A 20,671-nucleotide genomic window follows, 5' to 3' on the forward strand; every position below is an offset into this window, starting at 1 on the left:
CACGAATTGCACTAATTTTCACGAATTATTTTTAATAGCTGATGCGCAAAACGCATTTTAAAATCATTTTAATCTTCTATCCCAATAGCTATTAGGAGTGGCCAGTTTTAGCATTACAGATTAATTAATTCGTGAAAATTCGTGAAATTCGTGGCAAACTTTTTTTTCATACTTTAGTACTTCCATTTAACATCAAAAACCTAACAAAATATGTTTCAAAAAATCACACTTTTAATGCTTTTAGCAGTCGTTGTTTCGTGTCAGAAAAAGGAATCTGTTGAAAAAGATAAAATCAAAATAGCGGACTGGCTGATCGGGAACTGGGAAAACAAATCACCGGACGGATTGCTGATCGAAAACTGGCAGAAAGTAAACGATAGTACTTTTAGTGCGACTTCTTATTTTATAAAGGGAAAAGATACTTTACATTTCGAAAAGATAGTCTTGTCTCAAAAAGGAGAAAAACTGACTTACAGCGCTACAGTAAACGGACAAAACAATGACAAAGCCATTGATTTTCCTTCTACCAGCGAAACTGAAACTAAATTGGTTTTCGAAAATCCACAGCATGATTATCCTCAAAAAATTTCGTACACCAAAGGTGCAAATAATACTTTAACAGCTGAAGTTACAGGAAAGTTACAAGGAAAACTGACTACGGAACGATTTATTATGGTGAAGAAGTAATTTCCTTATCAGAATTTCACGCAAAGTCGCGAAACTTTTTTTAAACTTTGCGACTTTGCGTGAAAATTTCGCACTGCTATTGAAAAGTAAAATTATAATCACGCAAAGTCGCAGAGTCGCAAAGTTATTTTATTTGTGGCTTATGGGATTACTACAATCGTTAGAAATACCAAAATGAAGCACTTCTATGTAATTTTTTAAACCTGAATGCAGACCCAATTAAAAAATCGAAACTTCAACCATCACACAAAAGAAATAAAACTTAGAACCTCAGAACCTTAGCAACTTAGTACCTTTAAATAAACCTACTCCTTCTCCCCGATCTTATTGACCATTACAATCATCAGTATACCTAAAAGCGCCATTACTAAAAAGGCCCATTTCATACTTAAGTATTCAGAGATAAATCCCACCATTGGCGGTACCAGTAAAAAACCAAGATAACCAATAGTAGAAATAGAGGTTAAGGCAGAACCGGTGCTTAGTTTTGATGATCTGCCCGCAATGCTAAATACTAACGGAACGACGCAGGAAACACCAATTCCGATTAAGACATACCCAAAAATAGTGGTATAGACGTACGGCAGAATAAAACAAATGGAAAATCCTAAAGTGATAAAAATACCGCTGTAGAACAGAATTTGTTTCGTTCCAAATTTCATTACACCATAATCTCCGAACAACCGCCCTAAAGTGACAGCTGTTGCAAAAAACACAAACGCAGCACTGGTTAGCTTTGGAGAAGCATGCAATATATTTTCAAAGTAGATGCCACTCCAGTCGTACATCGTATTTTCACAAGCCATAGAAACAAAACAAATCACGGCAAACTTGATGAGGTTTTTTTCCGGCATTGAAAAGAACTTCTTCTTAACCGGTACGGGCTCATTATGAATACTCAACGGATAAAAACAGGCTGTAAGACCCATCATAAAAATACTTACTCCCAATAAATGATGCGCTGGTGCAATTTGCTGCGTGACCATTACATACCCTAAACCTGCGCCCGAAAAAACGGCTATACTCCAAACGGCATGAAAACGCGTTATGATAGATTGTGTGTATAATTTCTGAACCTCTAAAGATTGTGCATTAATAGACAAATTGAAAATATTACGAGACGCGCCAAAGATTAAAAGTATAATGACCAGCTGCCATACAAAAGCAGCCAAACCCGGTAATGACAGAACAATATTAAACATAATTGCACCTAACAACATAATATAACGGCTGCTGTATTTATTTAACAACCTTCCTGTAAAAGGCATTGTGAGCATTAAACCAATCGGAAAAGCAAATAAAACAGTTCCAAACTGAGCTTCAGATAAATGCAGCTGGTTTTTTATGTGCGGAATTCGCGATACCCAGGAAGAATATCCAAATCCGGAAAGGAAAAAAAACACAGTATTGGCCAAACGGAATCCTTTGGGAGAATGCTGTATTTTTTTTAAGAAGGGTAAAATCATGAGGAGCATGTCATTTTAAGGCCACAAAATTAAGGCTTTTGAAGTGTAACTTCTACACCTTTTAGTTTTTTTTGAAAATTAGGACACAGCAATAAATTGTGAAGTGAAAAATTCATTTTATGAAATTTTATTTTTAATTATTCTAAATAAGACTTAAGTTTGTAAAAAATAATTCTACTAATACTTTAAACTTCATCTTATGAAATCTAAAACTTTAAAATCAGTCGCTTTTTTATTATTTATGTTAGTGGCAAGTCCACAACTATTTGCTCACGCACTTTGGATTGAAACTAAAGCGACCGGAACAAAAGGAAAGGCTCAGGAAATTTCAGTTTACTTCGGAGAATTCTCTGAAAATGATATTACCAAAGCAGATAAATGGTTTTCTGATTTAAAAGACTTTTCTTTAATACTGGTCAGCCCTTCAAAAAAGGAAACAAAACTAACTGCAAAAGCCCTTGACAATAAGTATCAGGCCTTTTTCACACCCGATGAAGATGGTGTTTATACTATTGTGATGCACCATACAGTTGGTGAAGTTTATGGAACAATGAAATTAGATTACAATTCGAGTGCAACTGTAGTGGTTGGAAACAAAACTGCCGGAAATTATGCAACGGCCAATAAAAACCAAATCGGTTTATTCTCTGAAAATGCTGATGTAGCCAAAAAGAACGAAAAAATATCCGGATTTGCTTTGTATGATGGTGCTTCAGCAAAAGAAACAAAAATTAAGGTAATTGCTCCAAACGGCTGGGAAAAAGAATTATGGACAGACGATAAAGGTTTATTTTCTTTTACTCCAATCTGGTCCGGAAATTACATGGTTGAATATGCTCATACCGATAAATCTGCCGGAGAACATAACGGCAAAAAATATGATGAAATCTGGAAAATGGCTACTTACCAAATTACTGTTAAGTAAAAATTCTAAAAAAGACATTTCTCTTACTGAAAACGGGACTTATTGAAAAATAGGTCCCGTTTTTCATAAATGACTCATTTACTTTAAGTTGCAAAAAAGCAATAGTAATATTTAGCCTTTCTTAAGCTAATCTTAAGACAACCTTAAGACAAATAAATTTAAATCACCTGAAGTCAGGGTTACTTTTGCGGAAATTATTTTTATTTATTCCAAATAAGACAGTATGAAATATATTTTACTTTTCACATTTTCATTTTTAAGTCTGGCTTCCTATAGTCAGGAATACACCAGCAATGATTCCGGTCATGTGAACGATACCGTAAAAAACAAAAAAGGAGAAATCCTTAATGAAGTTTTGATTACGACCAACAGAGAGCCTAAACCTGTTACAGCGGTTCGTTCGGGATTAAAACCAATGGACAATCCGCAAAGCATACAAGTGATCGGATCTGATGTAATCGGACAGCAGCAGGCAATTCGTCTGAGTGAAGTTATAAAAAACGCCAATGGTGTTTACGTAGGTTCTGCCCGTGGCGGAGCTCAGGAATCTTTTTTCTCCAGAGGATATGACATGTCTGCCAACAATATGTTTAAAAATGGTTTTCGTTATAATGCCGGTTCTATTCCTGATGTTTCCGGCTTGGAAAAAGTGGAATTTCTAAAAGGAGGTTCTGCATTATTATTCGGGAATGTGGCACCGGGCGGAATTTTAAACCTGGTAACCAAAACACCATCCTTTAAAAAAGGCGGTGAGATTGCGATGCAAATGGGAAGTTATGCTTTCTACAAACCTTCTTTTGATTTTTACGGGCCACTTAGTAAATCTATTGCTTTTAGAATAAACGGTTCTTATGAAAACTCAGAAAGTTTCAGGGATGTGGTGAAAAATGAGCGTTTGTATGTGAATCCTTCTTTGCTTTTTGCCGTAAGCCCTAAAACGCAAATTACCGTTCAGGGAGATTACCTGACTGCAGACTGGACTCCCGATTTCGGAACGGGAATTGTCGGAAAAAAAATCCTGGATATTCCACGCAGTGAATTTTTCGGATCTCTTTGGTCTAATGGAAATACCAAGTCGGCCAGTGCTTCTGCATTACTAAACCATGATTTCAATAAAAACTGGAAACTTAATTTCAATAGTTCTTTCCAGACCTACGACAGAACTCAAAAATCAACAGCGCAATTATCGACTGTTACAGAAAATGGCGACTGGAACAGAGGATTGACTCAAAATAAAAACTTAGAGCAAATATTGGGAGACCAGTTAAGCTTGCAGGGAATCTTTAATACGGGAGCGGTTAAACATCAGATCTTCACAGGAGCGGATTGGGAAAATTCGTTTGCAACGGCTTATACCTATGCTTTTAATGAAAAGTTTCTGGTAACTGCCACAAATCCTGACGGATCTCCAAAAACATATGATCCAAGCATTTATGATAAAATCAATCTTTATAATTTCGATCCTTCGACACAAAGAAATTATATTCCTAATGCCCGCGCTACCCAGATTGCAAAAACAGAAACCAATCGTTTTGGGGTCTATTTCCAGGATTTAATTTCGATTACCGAAAAATTAAAAGTGCTGGCAGGTATCCGTTGGTCCTGGCAGGAAGCAGAAGTAACTACGTATAAAGAAATACTGACTGGCGGAGTTCAAACGACAGCACCGGAAAAAACAACTCCTGTTGTTGGTGCTAAAAAACTGGACAACGCTTTTTCTCCAAAAGTTGGATTGATCTTCCAGCCAATAAAAGAAATCTCATTATTTGGTAGTTATTCAAGTTCCTTTACACCAAACACCGGAACAACTGTTGATTTACAGCCTATAGAATCGTCTATCATTGACCAATACGAAGCTGGTATCAAAACCGATTTCTTAAAAGGATTATTAAGTGCGAACGTAACGGTTTACCAGATTACGAACAGTAATTTAGCACAAACAGCCCCTAACAAAGCAGACGGAAGTTTAAACACCGATACTACTTTAAAATTATTAGGCGGAGGCACAAAAAGTAAAGGTATTGAAATTGATCTTACTGCAAAACCTATAGACGGATTAGCAGTAAGTGCGGGGTATAGCTACAACGATATGCGTTATACCAATACTTCGGGTACTAACGGAAGTTTTGTTGAAGGGGATCGCGTAGCAAGAACACCAAGAAACACAGCAAATCTTAGTTTCTTCTACAAAGTACCCGAAGGAATGTTAAAAGGGATAACTTTTGGCGCAATAGGCAATTATATCGGTGACCGTTTAGGCGGATGGAATGATGATTACCAATGGACAGCCGTTAAACCAACACCTGCCATTCCAAAACCGGATCCGGCTTACATTGTAACCATCAGAGATCGTGATATTCCGTTAGAAGGCTATACTACAATTGATGTTTCTGCGGGTTATGAATGGAGAAAATTTTCTATCCTGTGCAAATTGTCCAATATTACAAACGAATTAAACTATACCGTGCACGAAAATTACAGTGTGAATCCGATAGCGCCTCGTCAGATTTTGACAAGCCTTCGTTATAAATTCTAAAAATCTGAATTCAATTTACTTTCAGCATACAAAACCTCATTTAGTAACAGATGAGGTTTTTGCTTTTAACAAATGAAAGTGTTTTAATTATATTTACTTTTGCCCATCAAATCAAAACAAAACCTTTAACATGTCAGATTCCAAAAAGAACCAACTTAAGAAAACCCTTGGCCTAAGTTTTAATATTGCTGTATTAATCGGAGGTACCATCGGAGTTGGGATTTTACGAACGCCGGGCACGATTGCGGGATTGTTGGATAACTATTGGCTCATCATTGCCTGCTGGCTTTTCGGCGGTTTGTTCGTTTTGATAGGTGCTAATTCGTATGCGGAACTGGCTACGATGCTCCCTAAAGCCGGAGGATCTTACAACTATATCAAAAGAGCTTTTGGTAATTATGCCGGCTTTTTATCCGGCTGGTTTGATTATATTACACATGCCATTCCACCCGCTTTTTACTGTATTGTCATCAGCGAATATATCATTATTTTGTTTCCGGAACTGGCAAATTATTCGACCGTAATTGCTATTTCGTTATTAGTGGCTTTCGTCTTACTGCATTTAAGCGGTGTAAAAAACGGAAGTGCCTTTCAGCAAATCACGAGTTTTCTAAAAGTGATTTGTTTTGTCTGTCTGGTGGTTGCCTGTTTTATGTATTCGGGTGTGAAAGTACCGGTTATTCAAAAAGACAATTCTTTCTTTCAGATTGGATTATTATTTGGAATTTTCAAATCGCTTCAGTTAATCATCGGAACCTATAATGGCTGGAACAGCGTTTGCTTTTTTGCAGAGGAAAATGATGATCCGGGTAAAAATATTCCACGCTCTTTGTACAGCGGCGTTTTACTTGTAATTACCATTTATGTTCTTTTGAACCTTGCTTTTTTCCACGTTTTATCAGTTGAAACGATCGCAAAATCTAATTTGGCGGCGGCTGATGTTGCTAACATTATTTTTGGGAAAAACGGAGCCGTTATCGTGATCGTCATTTCTATTTTTTCACTGATTAGTATTTTGAATGCTTTTATGATGATCCCTCCAAGAATCTTGTTTGGATTAAGCAGGGATGGTTTTTTCATTGAAAAAGGAACACAAGTCAACAAAGGCGGTACTCCAATCGTTGCCCTTTTAGTTTCGTCCTTATTCAGTTTATTTTTAATTTGTATCGGTTCGTTTGAAGTATTGTTCTCATTCGCCGCCTTTACTTCTATTATCGTTTGGGGACTGGCTTATTTCTCGCTTTTGAAATTAAGAACTACAGAACCTGATCTGCCAAGACCCTACCGTTCGAAATTTCATCCCTGGCTGACAATTTTAGCTATTGTTGTTTCACTTGCCTTATTACTTGGTTTTATCTACAGTGATCCTAAAGGTTTCGGAATTATAGTCGTGATTACCTTAATTTCTTATCCTTTGTTTTTGGTTTTGAAGAGAAGGAGGAAATAATTTACATAATCTTGTCATTTCGACGAAGGAGAAATCACATGTGCTTAATCCACACAGTACTTTACGCGCTGGATGTGATTTCTCCTTCGTCGAAATGACAAACAGTAAAAAAAACAGGCTGTCTTAAAAAGACAGCCTGTTTTTTATTTAGAGAAAACTTTATTCTTACTTCAAACCGGCTAAACTTTGCTCAATTGTAGCAATTTTTGCCAATGCATCAGCTTCTTTTTGTCTTTCGTTAGCCAAAACTTTTTCCGGTGCTCCGGCAACAAATTTTTCATTGGCCAGCTTCGACTGCACTGATTTTAAGAACCCTTGCGTATACACTAATTCGGCATTCAGTTTTGCAATTTCAGCCTCAACATCAATATTTCCGGTAATCGGAATAAAATATTCATTTGACTTTACACGGAAAGATAATGCACCGTCTACTTTATCAGAAACATATTCTAAGGAAGTAATATTTCCTAGTTTCGTGATCACCGAATCAAAGTAAGTGGAAGCTTTATCGTTGTTTACCGCTTTCAATTCAATAGCATCCTTAAACGGAATATTCTTGTCTTTACGAATGGTTCTGATTCCGGAAATTACTTCAATTGAATTTTCAAAATCACTTATTAATTTCGCGTCAAATGATTCTAATTCCGGCCAGGTTGAAACAATTAAAGCTTCTTCAGGAGTTCTTTCAGCAATTAAATGCCAGATTTCCTCTGTTAGGAAAGGCATAAACGGATGCAGTAATTTCAGGTTGCTTTCTAACATTTCAATTGCTTTATCAAACGTCTTTTTGTCAATTGGCTGTTGGTAGGCAGGTTTGATCATTTCAAGAAACCAGGAACAGAAATCATCCCAAACCAATTTATAAATGGCCATCAATGCATCTGAAATTCTGTATTTTTCAAAATTATCTTCAATATCCACTAAAGTTTGCTGCAATTTCGCTTCATACCATTCTATGGCTACTTTTGAAGATTCCGGCTGTGGAATAGTTGCTGAAACTTCCCATCCTTTTATTAGTTTAAAGGCATTCCAAATTTTGTTCGAAAATGCTTTTCCCTGATTGCATAGTTCTTCGTCAAACATAATATCGTTTCCTGCAGAAGCGCTTAAAAGCAATCCTACACGAACACCATCGGCACCGAATGTATCGATTAGATCTAAAGGATCAGGAGAATTTCCTAACGATTTAGACATTTTACGACGTTGTTTGTCACGTACTAAACCTGTCAGGTATACATTTGTAAATGGCTTTTCTCCGGCATATTCGTAACCTGCAATAATCATTCTCGCTACCCAGAAAAATAAAATGTCCGGACCGGTTACCAAATCATTGGTTGGATAATAATATTTAAAATCTTCGCTTTCCGGATCCATTATTCCGCCAAAAACAGACATCGGCCATAACCAGGATGAAAACCAGGTATCTAAAGCATCAACATCTTGTTTAAGGTTGCTGGTTGTTAGCTGTTGGTTGTTGGTTTTTTCTTTCGCTAATTTTAAAGCATCTTCAATGTTTTCAGCTACTACGAAATCTTCTTTTCCGTCTCCGTAATAATAGGCTGGGATTTGTTGTCCCCACCATAACTGACGGGAAATATTCCAGTCACGAATATTGTTTAACCAATGCGCGTAGGTATTTTCGAAACGCTTTGGATGCAGTTTAATATCTCCGTCAACCAGTACAGACTGAATCGCCGGTTTTACCAAATCTTCCATTTTCAAAAACCATTGATCAGATAATCTTGGTTCGATTACTGCTTTGGTTCTTTCAGACGTTCCCACTTTATTTAAATGGATTTCGGTCTTCGCCAAAGCTCCGATTTCTTCTAATTCTTTTGCAATTTCGGTACGAACTACAAAACGGTCTTTCCCCTGATACTGCAATCCGAAGCTATTTAATGTAGCGTCTTCATTAAAAATATCAACGATTTCAAGATGGTGTTTTTCTCCTAATGTTTTATCGTTCATATCGTGCGCCGGAGTTACTTTCAAACATCCGGTTCCGAATTCGATATCTACATAGTCATCTTCAATAATCGGAATTACTCTTCCACAAATAGGAACGATTGCCTTTTTACCTTTTAAATGGGTAAAACGTTCGTCATTTGGATTGATACATATGGCAGTATCCCCAAAAATTGTTTCAGGACGTGTTGTGGCGATGGTTAAGAAATCTTCAGAACCTTCGATTTTATATTTTAGGAAAAATAATTTCCCCTGTTGTTCTTCGTAAATTACTTCTTCGTCAGACAAAGTGGTTTTCGCTTCCGGATCCCAGTTCACCATTCGGTATCCTCTGTAAATTAATCCTTTGTTGTATAAATCAACAAAAGAACGAATTACAGAAGCCGACATGTCCGGATCCATAGTAAATTTGGTACGTTCCCAGTCGCAGGAAGCACCTAATTTTTTAAGCTGGTCTAAAATTACACCACCGTATTTATCGGTCCATTCCCAGGCATGGGCCAAAAATTCTTCGCGTGTTAAATCATTTTTATTGATTCCTTCCGCTTTCAGTTTCGCCACAACTTTTGCTTCTGTAGCGATTGAAGCGTGATCTGTTCCGGGAACCCAGCAGGCGTTGAATCCTTTGAGACGCGCTCTGCGTATTAAAACATCCTGAATTGTATTATTCAACATATGTCCCATGTGCAGGACTCCTGTGACGTTTGGCGGCGGAATTACAATTGTATAAGGTGTTCTATGATCTGGTTCTGAATGAAAATAGTTGTTTTTCATCCAGTAATCATACCATTTATTCTCGATCGTCTTAGCGTCAAATTGTGCAGGAATACTCATTTATAGGTTTGTTTAATCGTGGATATGTTTAATCGTTAATTCGTATATTGTTTAATCGCTAAATTGTTGATAATCGTTGATTTGCTTTTAGGTTGTTTTGAACCACAATTTCAGAAATCAATTAAACGATTAAACAATTAAACCAAAACAAAATTGGTTCAATTTTTGTAATTGTAACTGACAGCAAAAGTAAATAATTAAGTACATTATAAAAAGAGAAATAATAATTTGTGTATTAATTAAATCAGAGTATATTTACTTACAACTTAAAAAAAAAAATTCGAATGAAAAATGTAGCCACTTTTATTATAATCGCATTGTTTACTACAATAGGTTATGCACAAAAAGGCCCAAAAATTGAATTTGCAGCCCCGGAGAATACAATTGATTACGGAAAAATCTCAAAAAATGATAATGGCCTTCGATCTTTCGAATTTACCAATACAGGAGATGCCCCCTTATTAATCATCGGAGCAGAATCTACTGTTAGTTCTATAGTGGTAACAAAACCTGCTGCTGCCATTCAACCTGGAAAAAAAGGAAAAATTGATGTAAAATACAATATGGCTGCCGGTCCGATTCGCAAAACCATTACAGTTGAAACCAATGCCGTAAATTATCCTGATGGCAGAGTCGCCCTTAAAATTAAAGGGGAAGTCTTATAAAAAATTAAATTCTAAAAATAACAAAAGCCGTTTCTAATAGAAATGGCTTTTTTATGAAATAAATCCGACAGGTTTTGAAATGTATATTTTATTTTGATTTCTCTGTACAGTCAGCAGTATCAAATTTATATTTCACACGTTCAAAATCGATAGGTTTATCTTTAACCAAATAAGTAACTCCCATCGTCGTCTGCATGGTTCCGTTTCCTAAAATAAGTTGTTTCTCACGTTTTAGGAAAGCCATTGGATTTTTGAACGTTTTATTTTTATTGGTTATTTCCTGGAAAGTATAATCTGCAAACAAGGTATCTCCATGAAATTCTCCGGTGATTTCCCCTGTTTTTTCAGGCGCACCAAAAACCTTCATGATCATGTTCCCGCTTAATTTTCCGCTTTTTAAGGTATTCAGTTTTAAATCAATAGTATCTTTTTCGTACACTGCTTTATAACATTCGGTACTTACTATCTTTTCGGCATCCGCCTTAGCAGCTCCTGCCTCTTTCTCGTTTTCATTTTTTTTACAGCTTTGGAGTCCGATACAGGCTAGTAGTAAACAGGAAATCGCTAGATTTTTCATAATTATTTTTTTAAAGGTCGTTGTTATCCTATAAAATTAAATAAAAAAGAAGCTAAAAAAAAGCTTCTAAATTAAAATTTCAATTTATTCAAAAAACAAACCCGACAGGTTTTGAAAACCTGTTAGGTTTAGTTTAGTACGTACGATTCGTAAATCTACAAATTCTTAATTACGAATTCGCTTCGTCTGTTCAGTTCGTGTTCTTCTTCTGTACAGGAATCATCTGTTTTACATTTTATAATAGGTACTGATTCTCCGTAGCCTTTTGCGATTACCCTATTGGCCTCAATCCCTGACTCCAGTAAAAATTCTCTGGTTGAAGAAGCTCTTTTCTGAGATAAATTTTCATTAAACTTCGCGTTCCCTCTGGAATCTGTATGCGATCCTATTTCGATAACCATTCCCGGATATTTTTTCATCAGGGTAACAACCCTTCCTAAAACCACTTTAGATTCTTTTCGGATGTACCACATATTATAATCAAAATAAATAGGATCGGTCTTTATAATCAATCGGTCTTTATCTTTTACAACATCTTTTTCCTGCTTTAAAATCTGCTCTACTTTTTCTTTTTTCTTAATTTCGGAGGCTATCATTTCATCTGCTTTTGCTTTTTTCTCTGCTTCTTTTAAAGCAATAACAGCCAAGGCTTCTTTCTCTTTTTTCTCTTCCACGAGACGCTGCTCTTCTTTCTTCTTATTTTCTGCCAGCTGCTGCTCTTCTAATCGAATTGCATCCAAAGATTTAAGCGCCATCGAAGCATCGTTGCCAGCATTTCTCGTTTTGCCCGAAGATATGGCTCTGGATTCATTCGTATACTTTTCCTTAAACGCTACAACAGTAAAGGAACTTTCGCAGGCAACCGTAAAACTAAATTTACCATCTGCAGAAGTAGTACTTGTACTTAGTGTTTTTTTATCAGCATCCTGCAACATTACAATGGCATTCTCCAGAGCAAGTTTTGTACTAACATCTGTAATAGTACCGGTAATAAATTGTTTGCAGTCCTCTACAATCAGTTCTTTGGTTTCTTTGAATTGATAAATATCGTCACTTCCCTTTCCTCCTTCTCTGTTCGATGCAAAATAACCTTCTTTGCTGTCTGAAATATTAAATGAAAAATCATCTGAATTCGAATTTAAGGGCAAACCAATATTGACTGGTTTTGAATATTCATTTCCGTTAATTTCGGAAACAAATACATCGAGGGAACCATATCCTAAATGTCCATCCGACGAAAAATAAAGTTTATTATCCGGCGAAGCAAAAGGAAACTGTTCTCTTTTATTGGTATTGATAGCGGGTCCGAGGTTTTTTGGCGTGTCAAATGCTCCCTTATTGATATTGACGGAATAAAGATCAAACGAACCTAATGAGCCGGGCATATCAGAAGAAAAATACAGCACTTTTTCATCGGCACTCAGAGCCGGATGTTCTACCGAATAGTCTGCACTATTAAAAGGCAGTGATGTTATATTTGTCCATTTACCCTCGACTAATTCTGCTTTGAAAATTTGAAGACTGGAAATTTTCTGGTCATTTTTTTTCTTCTTACCGTTTTTAGAATTATTACGTGTAAAATAAATTGTTTTCCCGTCTTTTGTAAAAATGGCATTGGATTCGTGCATTCCGGTTTTTAATTCCTTAGCGAAATAATGCACTATAGAATCTGCCGAATTCATGTTTTTTAATGGTACTTTAACCAAATTCAGATACGTCTCATTATCCCATTTAAACTTTTTATCCAGCAATCCGGGTTTTAGTTTTACTGCGGCAAAGACCAGATTATCCCGGTACTTAACTGCTCCAAATTCAGAGTTAGGCGTATTTACAGCCAGGTTTTTAATTTCAAACCGATTACCAATTGCCGAAACATTTTCTAATTCTTTTAGCTCTTTTTCAAAAGAAACAAGATCTTCCGTATTGGCAGATTTTGCATAATATTCTTTCAATGCACCATTGGCATCATCGTAACTATTACTTGCTTTTAGGGTTTGTGCATATCTGTAGTAATATTCCCTGTCTAAATCTTTATCATAACTTTTAACCAAAAGTCTGTAATATCGCTGTGCTTTTATTAAATCATTGGTATAATAATAAGAATCAGCCAGATTTTTGATGACCTCTTGTGAAGGTTTTTCTTCTGCCAGTTTTTCATATAAAATAATAGATTCACTGTAATAGGTTTTATCAAAAAATCGTTTAGCTCTCACCAAATCCTGATCCTGGGCGTTTATAAACTGTATTAAAAATACGAATATAACAACGAGTATTTTTTTCATATTTTTCATTTTAGAAGAATCTTGGTGATTTATCATAGCCTTTTCCTAATAAATCTAAATCAAAGAGCAGCATAATTTCGTGTGTACCTGAATTAAACTGTCCCAGATTTGAAAGTGTATAATCGTATGAATATCCTACCCTGAGTGAAGGTGTAACATTAATATTGACTAAGCCGCTCACCGCATCACCTAATCGGTATGCCGCCCCTAATTCAAACTTGCCGTTGTATAAAACATTTGCCGTTACATCGACAGTTATTGGTGCCCCTTTTACAAATTTTGACATAAATGCGGGTTTTAATTTTACCCTGTCATTGATTTGAAAAACATATCCGGCTGTTAAAAAAGTATGAATTTCTTCTGATCCATAGGCGTTTATTCCAGATTTTTCTTCAATATGTTTTGAACTCAATATATTGGGAGCTGATAATCCGGCGTAGAAATTATTTCTGAAATAATAGGCACCAATTCCAATATTGGGCCGGGTCACGTTGATGTTTTGAGCGAATGCAAGATCAGTTTCCGTATCAGTAAAACGAAATCCGTTAAAATTGGTCTGCAAGGATGTAAACCCGGCTTTTAGTCCGAGTGAAAGTTTATTTTTTCCACCTAAATTCAGGACATAAGCAAAATCAGCATAAAAATTATTCTCTTTTTTGGCACCATCACCAATATCATCCGAAATTAACGACAAACCAACTTCTATCTTATCACTTATGGCGGTATGTCCGAAAAAGGTAAACGTTTTTGGAGCACCATAAGCACCAACCCATTGGGTTCTGTAGAGTCCTCCAACATTCAGCATAGCAGGAGTTCCTGTCGCATATGCCGGATTGACCACACTCATATTATACATATAATGGGTGTATTCCGGGTCCTGCTGCGCTGAAACTGAGGTTATATAAAAGAGAAAACTTATAAAAAGTATTATTTTTTTCATTTGAAAATCATATTAAAGAAGGCAACAATGAATCATCTATTTAAATAAAGACGCCCCTGCCTAGGTGGCTTATTATCTTTATTAAAATGGAGAACGTAAAAATAAACCCCGTTAGCTGCTACTCCGTTACTAATACCGCTTGTTTCATAATTTATTCCATCCCATCCCAGTTTATCTTTAAAGCCTTTATACATTCGGCTTCCATATCTGTTGAAAATTTCAAGTACATAATCGGGATACAAAAAGTCGATATCCGGAATGACGAAAACGTCATTTACCCCATCTCCGTTAGGAGAGAACCCATCGGGGATAAAAAGATTTTCGGGAGCGTCACAATTCGTTAACGATACGACAACTTCAATACTTTTTTCTGAAATACAATTGGTTGCGTCTGAAAAATCGAATCCGTAATATCTTCCATTTTGAACCAAAGGTGTGGTTGAGGGCAAGAGGTTTCCATTAGTTGCGGCATCATACCAAACTACCGAAGCAGGTGAATTGGTTCGATTAGTCAGATCTAAAATCGTAGGATTATCCAGTCCGCAAAAACCTGATCCCTCTGAATTTAATTCGGGAGCAGCAGGATCATTTATGGTAACCGAAATCATCGTAGCTGGGGATGTACAGCCAGCCGCAGAAGTTTCTTTTACATAATAATTCTCTGATTGTAAAACATATGCAGGATCAAGAGGTGTCGCTGCCGTTTCAGAAGTATACCATTTGTATTGCGCTCCATTGGGCTGCAAGTTGGCAATTGTTGCGTCATCGACCTTACAAAAAGACTGAGGTGCTGCGGATGGGGCAGCCGGAATCGCATTTATTAAAAAGCTATGCGACAAATTGCTTAGATTAACACCACAGCCATTTTTATTATCCGTTAAATTCACAATATAAACGGCATAAGACCCCGGATTTGAAGCCGAAGTGGAAGGAATTATAAAACTGGCATTCCCTCCTGAAACTAACAAATTAATTGTTAGCGGTGTAGATGTTGTGTTATCGGAAACAATATAAGATAAAGAGATATCGGTTAAGGCCCCTAATCCCGTAAGCGAAACGGTAACAGGTTCTTCAAAACATACATTCTTAATCTGCATTCTTAAAGCTGCTGTGTAAGGTATATGTTTTATTACAATAGCACCACTCACATTTGCGGCATTAGAGCATTGAGAAATTACATGGATAATATTCGTAATCGTTATTACTGCATTTCCGGGATTAGGACTTAAATTAGGCGGAAGCGTAAAACTTGCATTCCCTCCGGTAAATGTAACTCTGGCTATTTGTCCGGATGCCTGATTGTCTCCTGATAAATTATAAGTAAGGTCATAGATTCCATCGCCAATTTTTACTGCATCGGAAATTTGTATCAGTGCACCCTGATTTTGGCAGGTTGTGGTTTGTGCAATTTTTGCGTTATCCAAATCCGGCAATGGATAGATAATTAAGTCATCCGACAAATTACCCATGATATTAGCACAGATTTTCAAACTATTTGTTTTATAAATACTTATAATATTTACGTTATAAGTTCCGACGTCCTGAAAATAATTTGGATTTATTGGAAATACAAGCGTTCCATTATTAAAATTTGCTGAGGCAATTTCAGTTCTTCCATTGAGTCCTGACACCTGAAATGTTACATAATAGGCACCATTAGGAATAGCTGCAGGTCCTTTTTTAATGGTAACGGAATAGTTTGCGGTTGGTATTTCGGTTTCACAGATATCACTATTGACTGTAACGGTAGCCCCTGTAAAATCAAGCTTTTTCTCGAGTCTGATCCATGCTACTTTTTCGTCGTCGGGACAAATTGGTTTTTGAGATAAAACCTTATAGCCAAAATAATAATATCCTTCACCAAATCTATCATATATTTTTTCAATATCAACAAAGCGGTCTCCGGCAAATGTCAATTCTCCTGTACTGATACGATTTCCGTCTCTCCAGGTTCCCTCCGGATCCTGGCCTGCCAGTAAATTATTAAGATCAAAGTTCTTGTAAGCTGATAAACCATCTGATGCACACAAAGATAAATTTATTTCTTCACCTGCTTTTGGAGCCCTGACAACCGTTATGACTGCCGTTGAAGATACCTCAGGGCAAGTACCGATAGCAGGTATCGTATAGGTAAATCCATAATCACCTTCTAATTCAGAAATATTAATAACGGGATCTACTTTTTTATTGGTAGTGTTATCATACCACTGCCCATAATCCTGTGGCCCTAAAAAGAGTCCGTTAAAAGCCTCGGAAAGATTAAAAGTTATGTTTGCACTACATTGCGTAGAATTTGAGGCAACACCGGAATATCCACCAATAGTAACTGTTACCACTGAAGAATTATCGGTACAGCCTGCAGCACCATTTACCGTATACGTATAACGGTACGTTCTGCTTTGGCGAATAAGATGCGCATTTAAAACTCCCGTATTTGCATCTAATCCTCCGGATTCATCATCGTCTGACCAAGTTCCTCCAGCCGTTGGCGTTCCTCCCAATACTGCATATAAGTTAATGGATCTATTAGCAAGGTTCGGAATATCACAGACTGTAAGTTCACCATCATCACCTGCACATTGTGCATGAATGTTGCCGGATAATAATGAGGAAAAAACAAAAAATAATATAAATTGTAAGAATTTGATGTAGCTTTTTACCATAGAGTATTATTTTTCTGTAAACATAAGGAAATAGCGGGGTCTTTCAAATAAAAAGAGTATTTTTCTTATTAATTTCAATTATATTTAAATATATCATTAAAAATAAGACTAATTTAATGTTATTTCAACCAACAACAGATTTATTACAACATTAAAAATTATAGCTCATCCTCAAGTCTAAATCTGAATTTTAAGATTAAGCTGTTTCTTTCTACTTCTAAATTAATCCAGATATCATCTTCTGATTTTAAAAGGGCATTGATTTGCTGCAGGGTAAATTTGTAGGGAACTACTTTATTGATGCTTACTATAATATCGCCTTTCATCAGACCACATTTTTCAGCAGCAGAAAACTTCCGGATATTTACGATTTCATAGACTGGTTTTAATAAAAATTTATATCTGAAATTATCATTTTTACTTAAAGTTTCATTGACATCCGACATAGACGTAGCCACTTGTACGGTCTGTAGATGAACCGTTTCCTGTACCCATTGCAAACCATTATGCTGAACAGTGATTCCGCTTTTATTATAAGTAAACGGTTCTGAAAATTTGCTGTTTTTTTTTAGGTATAATTTCTGATCTGCATAATCTAAAACTACTGTAAATCTTTTCAAAATTTCCCCTCCCACAGAACCTATTCGACCCGGAACCATTTTTACATTTCGAATCGATGTCGAATCAGGAAAAGCAACAATAGAGTTTTTGAAATCAAAATCAGCTATAGAAAATTTTGAAATTTTAGCCCGATGTCCTTCAATGTCCCCACTAAAACCTTTTCCTAAAAAATCGGGGAAATTCTTTTTGGGCAATCTTATTTTATCATTTTCAAAAACCCAAAATGCATCACTATTACCAATGTCAATCAGTAATTTAGCGGTCACATCCTTATCCTCTACAACCGCTTTTGCCTGAATATAGGGCTTTGATTTTTCTATAGTTATCGGGATAGATTTGAATTTTTTCTGAAGTCTGTTTCTGACCTTTTCGTTATTGGAGTGTACGATCACTTTCTTCTTCTGATAATTGATTTCGACTAAATTATTTTTAAAAAATTTGTAGCCAATAATTCCATTGACAGGAATCCCGATATGGGAAGACAAATTAAAATTCTGATCCAGAATGATATAAACTAAATGGTTTGTTGATTTTAAACCATGAGTTTCTAATATATTATTTGTTGATTTCAGCCCTTCAATTTCTTCCTCACTTCCCAGTCCTCTGAGCTTTATTTTCTCAATATTATTAAAGCTGACTTCCTGCTTCTCTTCCATACTGAACAAAATTGTTTCTTCGACCCCCGAATCCAGTAGGAAATTTAATTCAACCCCGTTAACTTTTATAGGAATAAAAATAAGATTGTTTATCAATTTAAAGGGAATAGTAACTTTTGAATGATGGCTGTCCATCAAAAAATCATTTTGCGCATTAAGCACAAAAGGTGTTAAAAGTCCAAAAAACAATACAATATATTTTTTCATTGATAATTTTTTACCATAAAATTAATAAAAATATTGATAATTGTTACATTTTAATAAGTCCACTTATTGTTTACGCTAAATTCGAAAAAAAAATGCAAATTTGCACTTCAATACTAAAGCACATGCCAACAATTTCACTAAAAGGCACAAACATGCCCGAATCACCGATACGCAAACTTGCTCCTTTTGCAGATATTGCAAAACAAAAAGGACACAAGGTGTATCATTTAAACATTGGTCAACCGGATATCAAGACACCCGAAGTGGCCATCGAGGCGGTAAAAAATATTGATTTAACTATTATAGAATACAGCCCTTCTGCCGGATATGAGAGTTATAGAAAAAAATTAGCTCAGTTTTACCAACGCCAGAATGTAAATGTCAACCCGGAAGATATCATAATCACTACAGGTGGTTCTGAAGCCTTGTTATTTGCCTTGGCCACGATAACAGATCCTGGAGATGAAATCATTATTCCTGAACCTTTTTATGCCAATTATCATGCATTTGCATCATCGACAAGCGCAACGGTTATTCCTGTAATTTCTTCTATCGAAAATGGATTTGCGTTACCAAGCATTGAAGAGGTAGAGAAATTAATTACACCTAAAACCAAAGCCATTTTAATTTGTAATCCCGGAAATCCAACGGGTTATTTATATACAGAAGCTGAAATTAAGCAATTAGCAGGTCTGATCCAAAAGCACGATTTGTATTTAATTGCTGATGAAGTTTACCGTGAATTCCTTTATGATACAGACGATGTTCATTATTCTGTCATGAATTTAGAAGAGGTACAACAAAATGTAATCATGGTAGATTCTGTTTCTAAACGTTACAGTATGTGTGGCGCAAGAATTGGTTGTCTGGTAACGAAAAACAGAGATGTTTTGTCAACGGTTATGAAATTTGCACAGGCACGACTGAGCCCTCCGACTATTGAACAAATTGCCTGTGAAGCAGCGATAGAAACACCTCAGAGTTATTTTGATGAAGTTATTTCAGAATACAAAAGTCGTCGTGATACTTTGATTACCGAATTAAATAAAATTGAAGGTGTCATCGTAACCAAACCAAAAGGTGCTTTTTATTGCATTGCGCAATTACCAATTGATGATGCAGATCAATTTGCACAATGGCTTTTAGAAAGTTATGACCTGAACGGAGAAACTGTAATGGTCGCTCCCGCAGCAGGATTTTATTCCACTCCGGGAATGGGATTAAATCAGGTTCGAATAGCCTATGTTTTAAATAAAAAAGATTTAATAAGCGCTGTGAATGTTTTAAAAGAAGCGCTTTTGGTTTATAATAAAAAATAACCTGAAATAAAACAGACAAAAAGGCAATAACACGTTGATGTTATTGCCTTTTTTATTTTAAAAAATATCGATTTGCTTTTATTTTAAATTATATCCAAAAACTAACCACTAAATAGTAATAACGATAGAAAAGGTTTGCTTTTTATTAATTATCTTTACCGCCTTAAAAAGATATACCCATTATAATAGTAGTTTTTAATGATAAATAACGAAGATTTTTTAGACGAAATAGGAGACAATCATTTTAGCAGCAATGCACAAAACCCTGTAAGACAGGATGCATTTGATCTAACTGATGATGAAAAAATAGAAAAAATAAAAAAAGATGTTGAAAACATCCTGCAAACCCTGGGAATGGATTTGACAGACGACAGCATAAAAGGTACTCCAAACCGAGTAGCTAAGATGTTTGTAAAGGAGATTTTTGGTGGTCTTCATCCTTCAAAAAAGCCAAAAGCTTCTACTTTTGACAACAATTACAAATACGGCGAAATGTTAGTAGAAAAAAACATTACGCTTTACTCTACCTGCGAGCATCATTTATTACCAATTATAGGAAGAGCCCACGTAGCTTACATTTCCAGCGGAAGAGTGATAGGTTTATCTAAAATGAACCGTATTGTCGAATATTATGCCAAAAGACCTCAGGTTCAGGAACGTCTTACCATGCAAATTGTTCAGGAATTACAGAAAGCGCTTGGTACGGAAGATGTTGCCTGCGTGATCGATGCCAAACACCTTTGCGTTAATTCAAGAGGAATTAAAGATATCGAAAGCAGTACCGTAACGTCTGAATTTGGCGGAAAATTTAAAGATCCTCAAACCAGAAGAGAGTTTTTAGATTATATTAAATTAGAAACTCAGTTCTAGTTTTAAACAAT

Annotated in this window: 14 protein-coding genes; 7 read left to right on the forward strand and 7 right to left on the reverse strand. The window is 35.9% G+C overall.

Annotation, left to right across the window (positions count from 1 at the left end):
• Window positions 1-210 precede the first annotated feature (210 nt).
• Complete coding sequence (locus tag HAV12_RS17395) at window positions 211-687, forward strand: DUF6265 family protein (RefSeq protein ID WP_171570777.1); 477 nt, start codon at window positions 211-213, stop codon at window positions 685-687.
• A gap of 305 nt (window positions 688-992) precedes the next feature.
• Here the strand turns inward: HAV12_RS17395 and HAV12_RS17400 are convergent, their stop codons facing one another.
• Window positions 993-2,153 carry an MFS transporter gene (locus tag HAV12_RS17400; RefSeq protein ID WP_171570778.1) on the reverse strand — a complete coding sequence of 387 codons (1,161 nt, stop codon included), beginning with the start codon at window positions 2,151-2,153 and terminating at the stop codon, window positions 993-995.
• A 199-nt stretch (window positions 2,154-2,352) separates the two neighbouring features.
• Here HAV12_RS17400 and HAV12_RS17405 point away from each other — a divergent pair, with 199 nt between their 5' ends.
• The 3 genes from HAV12_RS17405 (at window position 2,353) to HAV12_RS17415 (ending at window position 7,061) form a co-directional block, all read left to right on the forward strand.
• Window positions 2,353-3,078, forward strand: a complete 726-nt coding sequence (locus HAV12_RS17405; protein WP_171570779.1) for a DUF4198 domain-containing protein — start codon at window positions 2,353-2,355, stop codon at window positions 3,076-3,078.
• 223 nt (window positions 3,079-3,301) lie between these two features.
• Complete coding sequence (locus HAV12_RS17410; RefSeq protein WP_171570780.1) at window positions 3,302-5,614, forward strand: TonB-dependent siderophore receptor; 2,313 nt, start codon at window positions 3,302-3,304, stop codon at window positions 5,612-5,614.
• Between the two features lie 130 nt (window positions 5,615-5,744).
• On the forward strand, window positions 5,745-7,061 hold the full coding sequence (locus HAV12_RS17415) for an APC family permease (protein WP_171570781.1): 1,317 nt from the start codon (window positions 5,745-5,747) through the stop codon (window positions 7,059-7,061).
• Window positions 7,062-7,226: 165 nt separating this feature from the next.
• On the opposite strand, the gene HAV12_RS17420 is transcribed toward HAV12_RS17415, so the two are convergent.
• Window positions 7,227-9,860, reverse strand: a complete 2,634-nt coding sequence (locus HAV12_RS17420) for a valine--tRNA ligase (RefSeq protein WP_171570782.1) — start codon at window positions 9,858-9,860, stop codon at window positions 7,227-7,229.
• Between the two features lie 284 nt (window positions 9,861-10,144).
• Here HAV12_RS17420 and HAV12_RS17425 point away from each other — a divergent pair, with 284 nt between their 5' ends.
• Window positions 10,145-10,525, forward strand: a complete 381-nt coding sequence (locus tag HAV12_RS17425) for a DUF1573 domain-containing protein (RefSeq protein WP_171570783.1) — start codon at window positions 10,145-10,147, stop codon at window positions 10,523-10,525.
• A gap of 88 nt (window positions 10,526-10,613) precedes the next feature.
• Here the strand turns inward: HAV12_RS17425 and HAV12_RS17430 are convergent, their stop codons facing one another.
• From HAV12_RS17430 to HAV12_RS17450, 5 genes are all read right to left on the reverse strand, one after another.
• Window positions 10,614-11,102 carry a hypothetical protein gene (locus HAV12_RS17430; protein ID WP_171570784.1) on the reverse strand — a complete coding sequence of 163 codons (489 nt, stop codon included), beginning with the start codon at window positions 11,100-11,102 and terminating at the stop codon, window positions 10,614-10,616.
• Between the two features lie 155 nt (window positions 11,103-11,257).
• Complete coding sequence (locus tag HAV12_RS17435) at window positions 11,258-13,384, reverse strand: OmpA family protein (protein WP_171570785.1); 2,127 nt, start codon at window positions 13,382-13,384, stop codon at window positions 11,258-11,260.
• Between the two features lie 10 nt (window positions 13,385-13,394).
• Window positions 13,395-14,324, reverse strand: a complete 930-nt coding sequence (locus HAV12_RS17440) for a type IX secretion system membrane protein PorP/SprF (protein WP_171570786.1) — start codon at window positions 14,322-14,324, stop codon at window positions 13,395-13,397.
• A gap of 32 nt (window positions 14,325-14,356) precedes the next feature.
• Entirely contained in the window at window positions 14,357-16,987 is a 2,631-nt protein-coding gene (locus HAV12_RS17445; protein ID WP_171570787.1) for a gliding motility-associated C-terminal domain-containing protein, read from the reverse strand.
• Window positions 16,988-17,145: 158 nt separating this feature from the next.
• Window positions 17,146-18,471 carry a PDZ domain-containing protein gene (locus HAV12_RS17450; RefSeq protein WP_171570788.1) on the reverse strand — a complete coding sequence of 442 codons (1,326 nt, stop codon included), beginning with the start codon at window positions 18,469-18,471 and terminating at the stop codon, window positions 17,146-17,148.
• A 122-nt stretch (window positions 18,472-18,593) separates the two neighbouring features.
• Here HAV12_RS17450 and HAV12_RS17455 point away from each other — a divergent pair, with 122 nt between their 5' ends.
• Both HAV12_RS17455 and folE read left to right on the forward strand, forming a co-directional pair.
• On the forward strand, window positions 18,594-19,790 hold the full coding sequence (locus HAV12_RS17455) for a pyridoxal phosphate-dependent aminotransferase (protein WP_171570789.1): 1,197 nt from the start codon (window positions 18,594-18,596) through the stop codon (window positions 19,788-19,790).
• A gap of 198 nt (window positions 19,791-19,988) precedes the next feature.
• Window positions 19,989-20,660 carry a GTP cyclohydrolase I FolE gene (gene folE, locus HAV12_RS17460; protein WP_171570790.1) on the forward strand — a complete coding sequence of 224 codons (672 nt, stop codon included), beginning with the start codon at window positions 19,989-19,991 and terminating at the stop codon, window positions 20,658-20,660.
• Window positions 20,661-20,671: the final 11 nt, after the last annotated feature.

It is taken from the genome of Flavobacterium sp. CLA17 (genome assembly GCF_013112255.2).
Taxonomy (GTDB): Bacteria; Bacteroidota; Bacteroidia; order Flavobacteriales; family Flavobacteriaceae; genus Flavobacterium; species Flavobacterium circumlabens.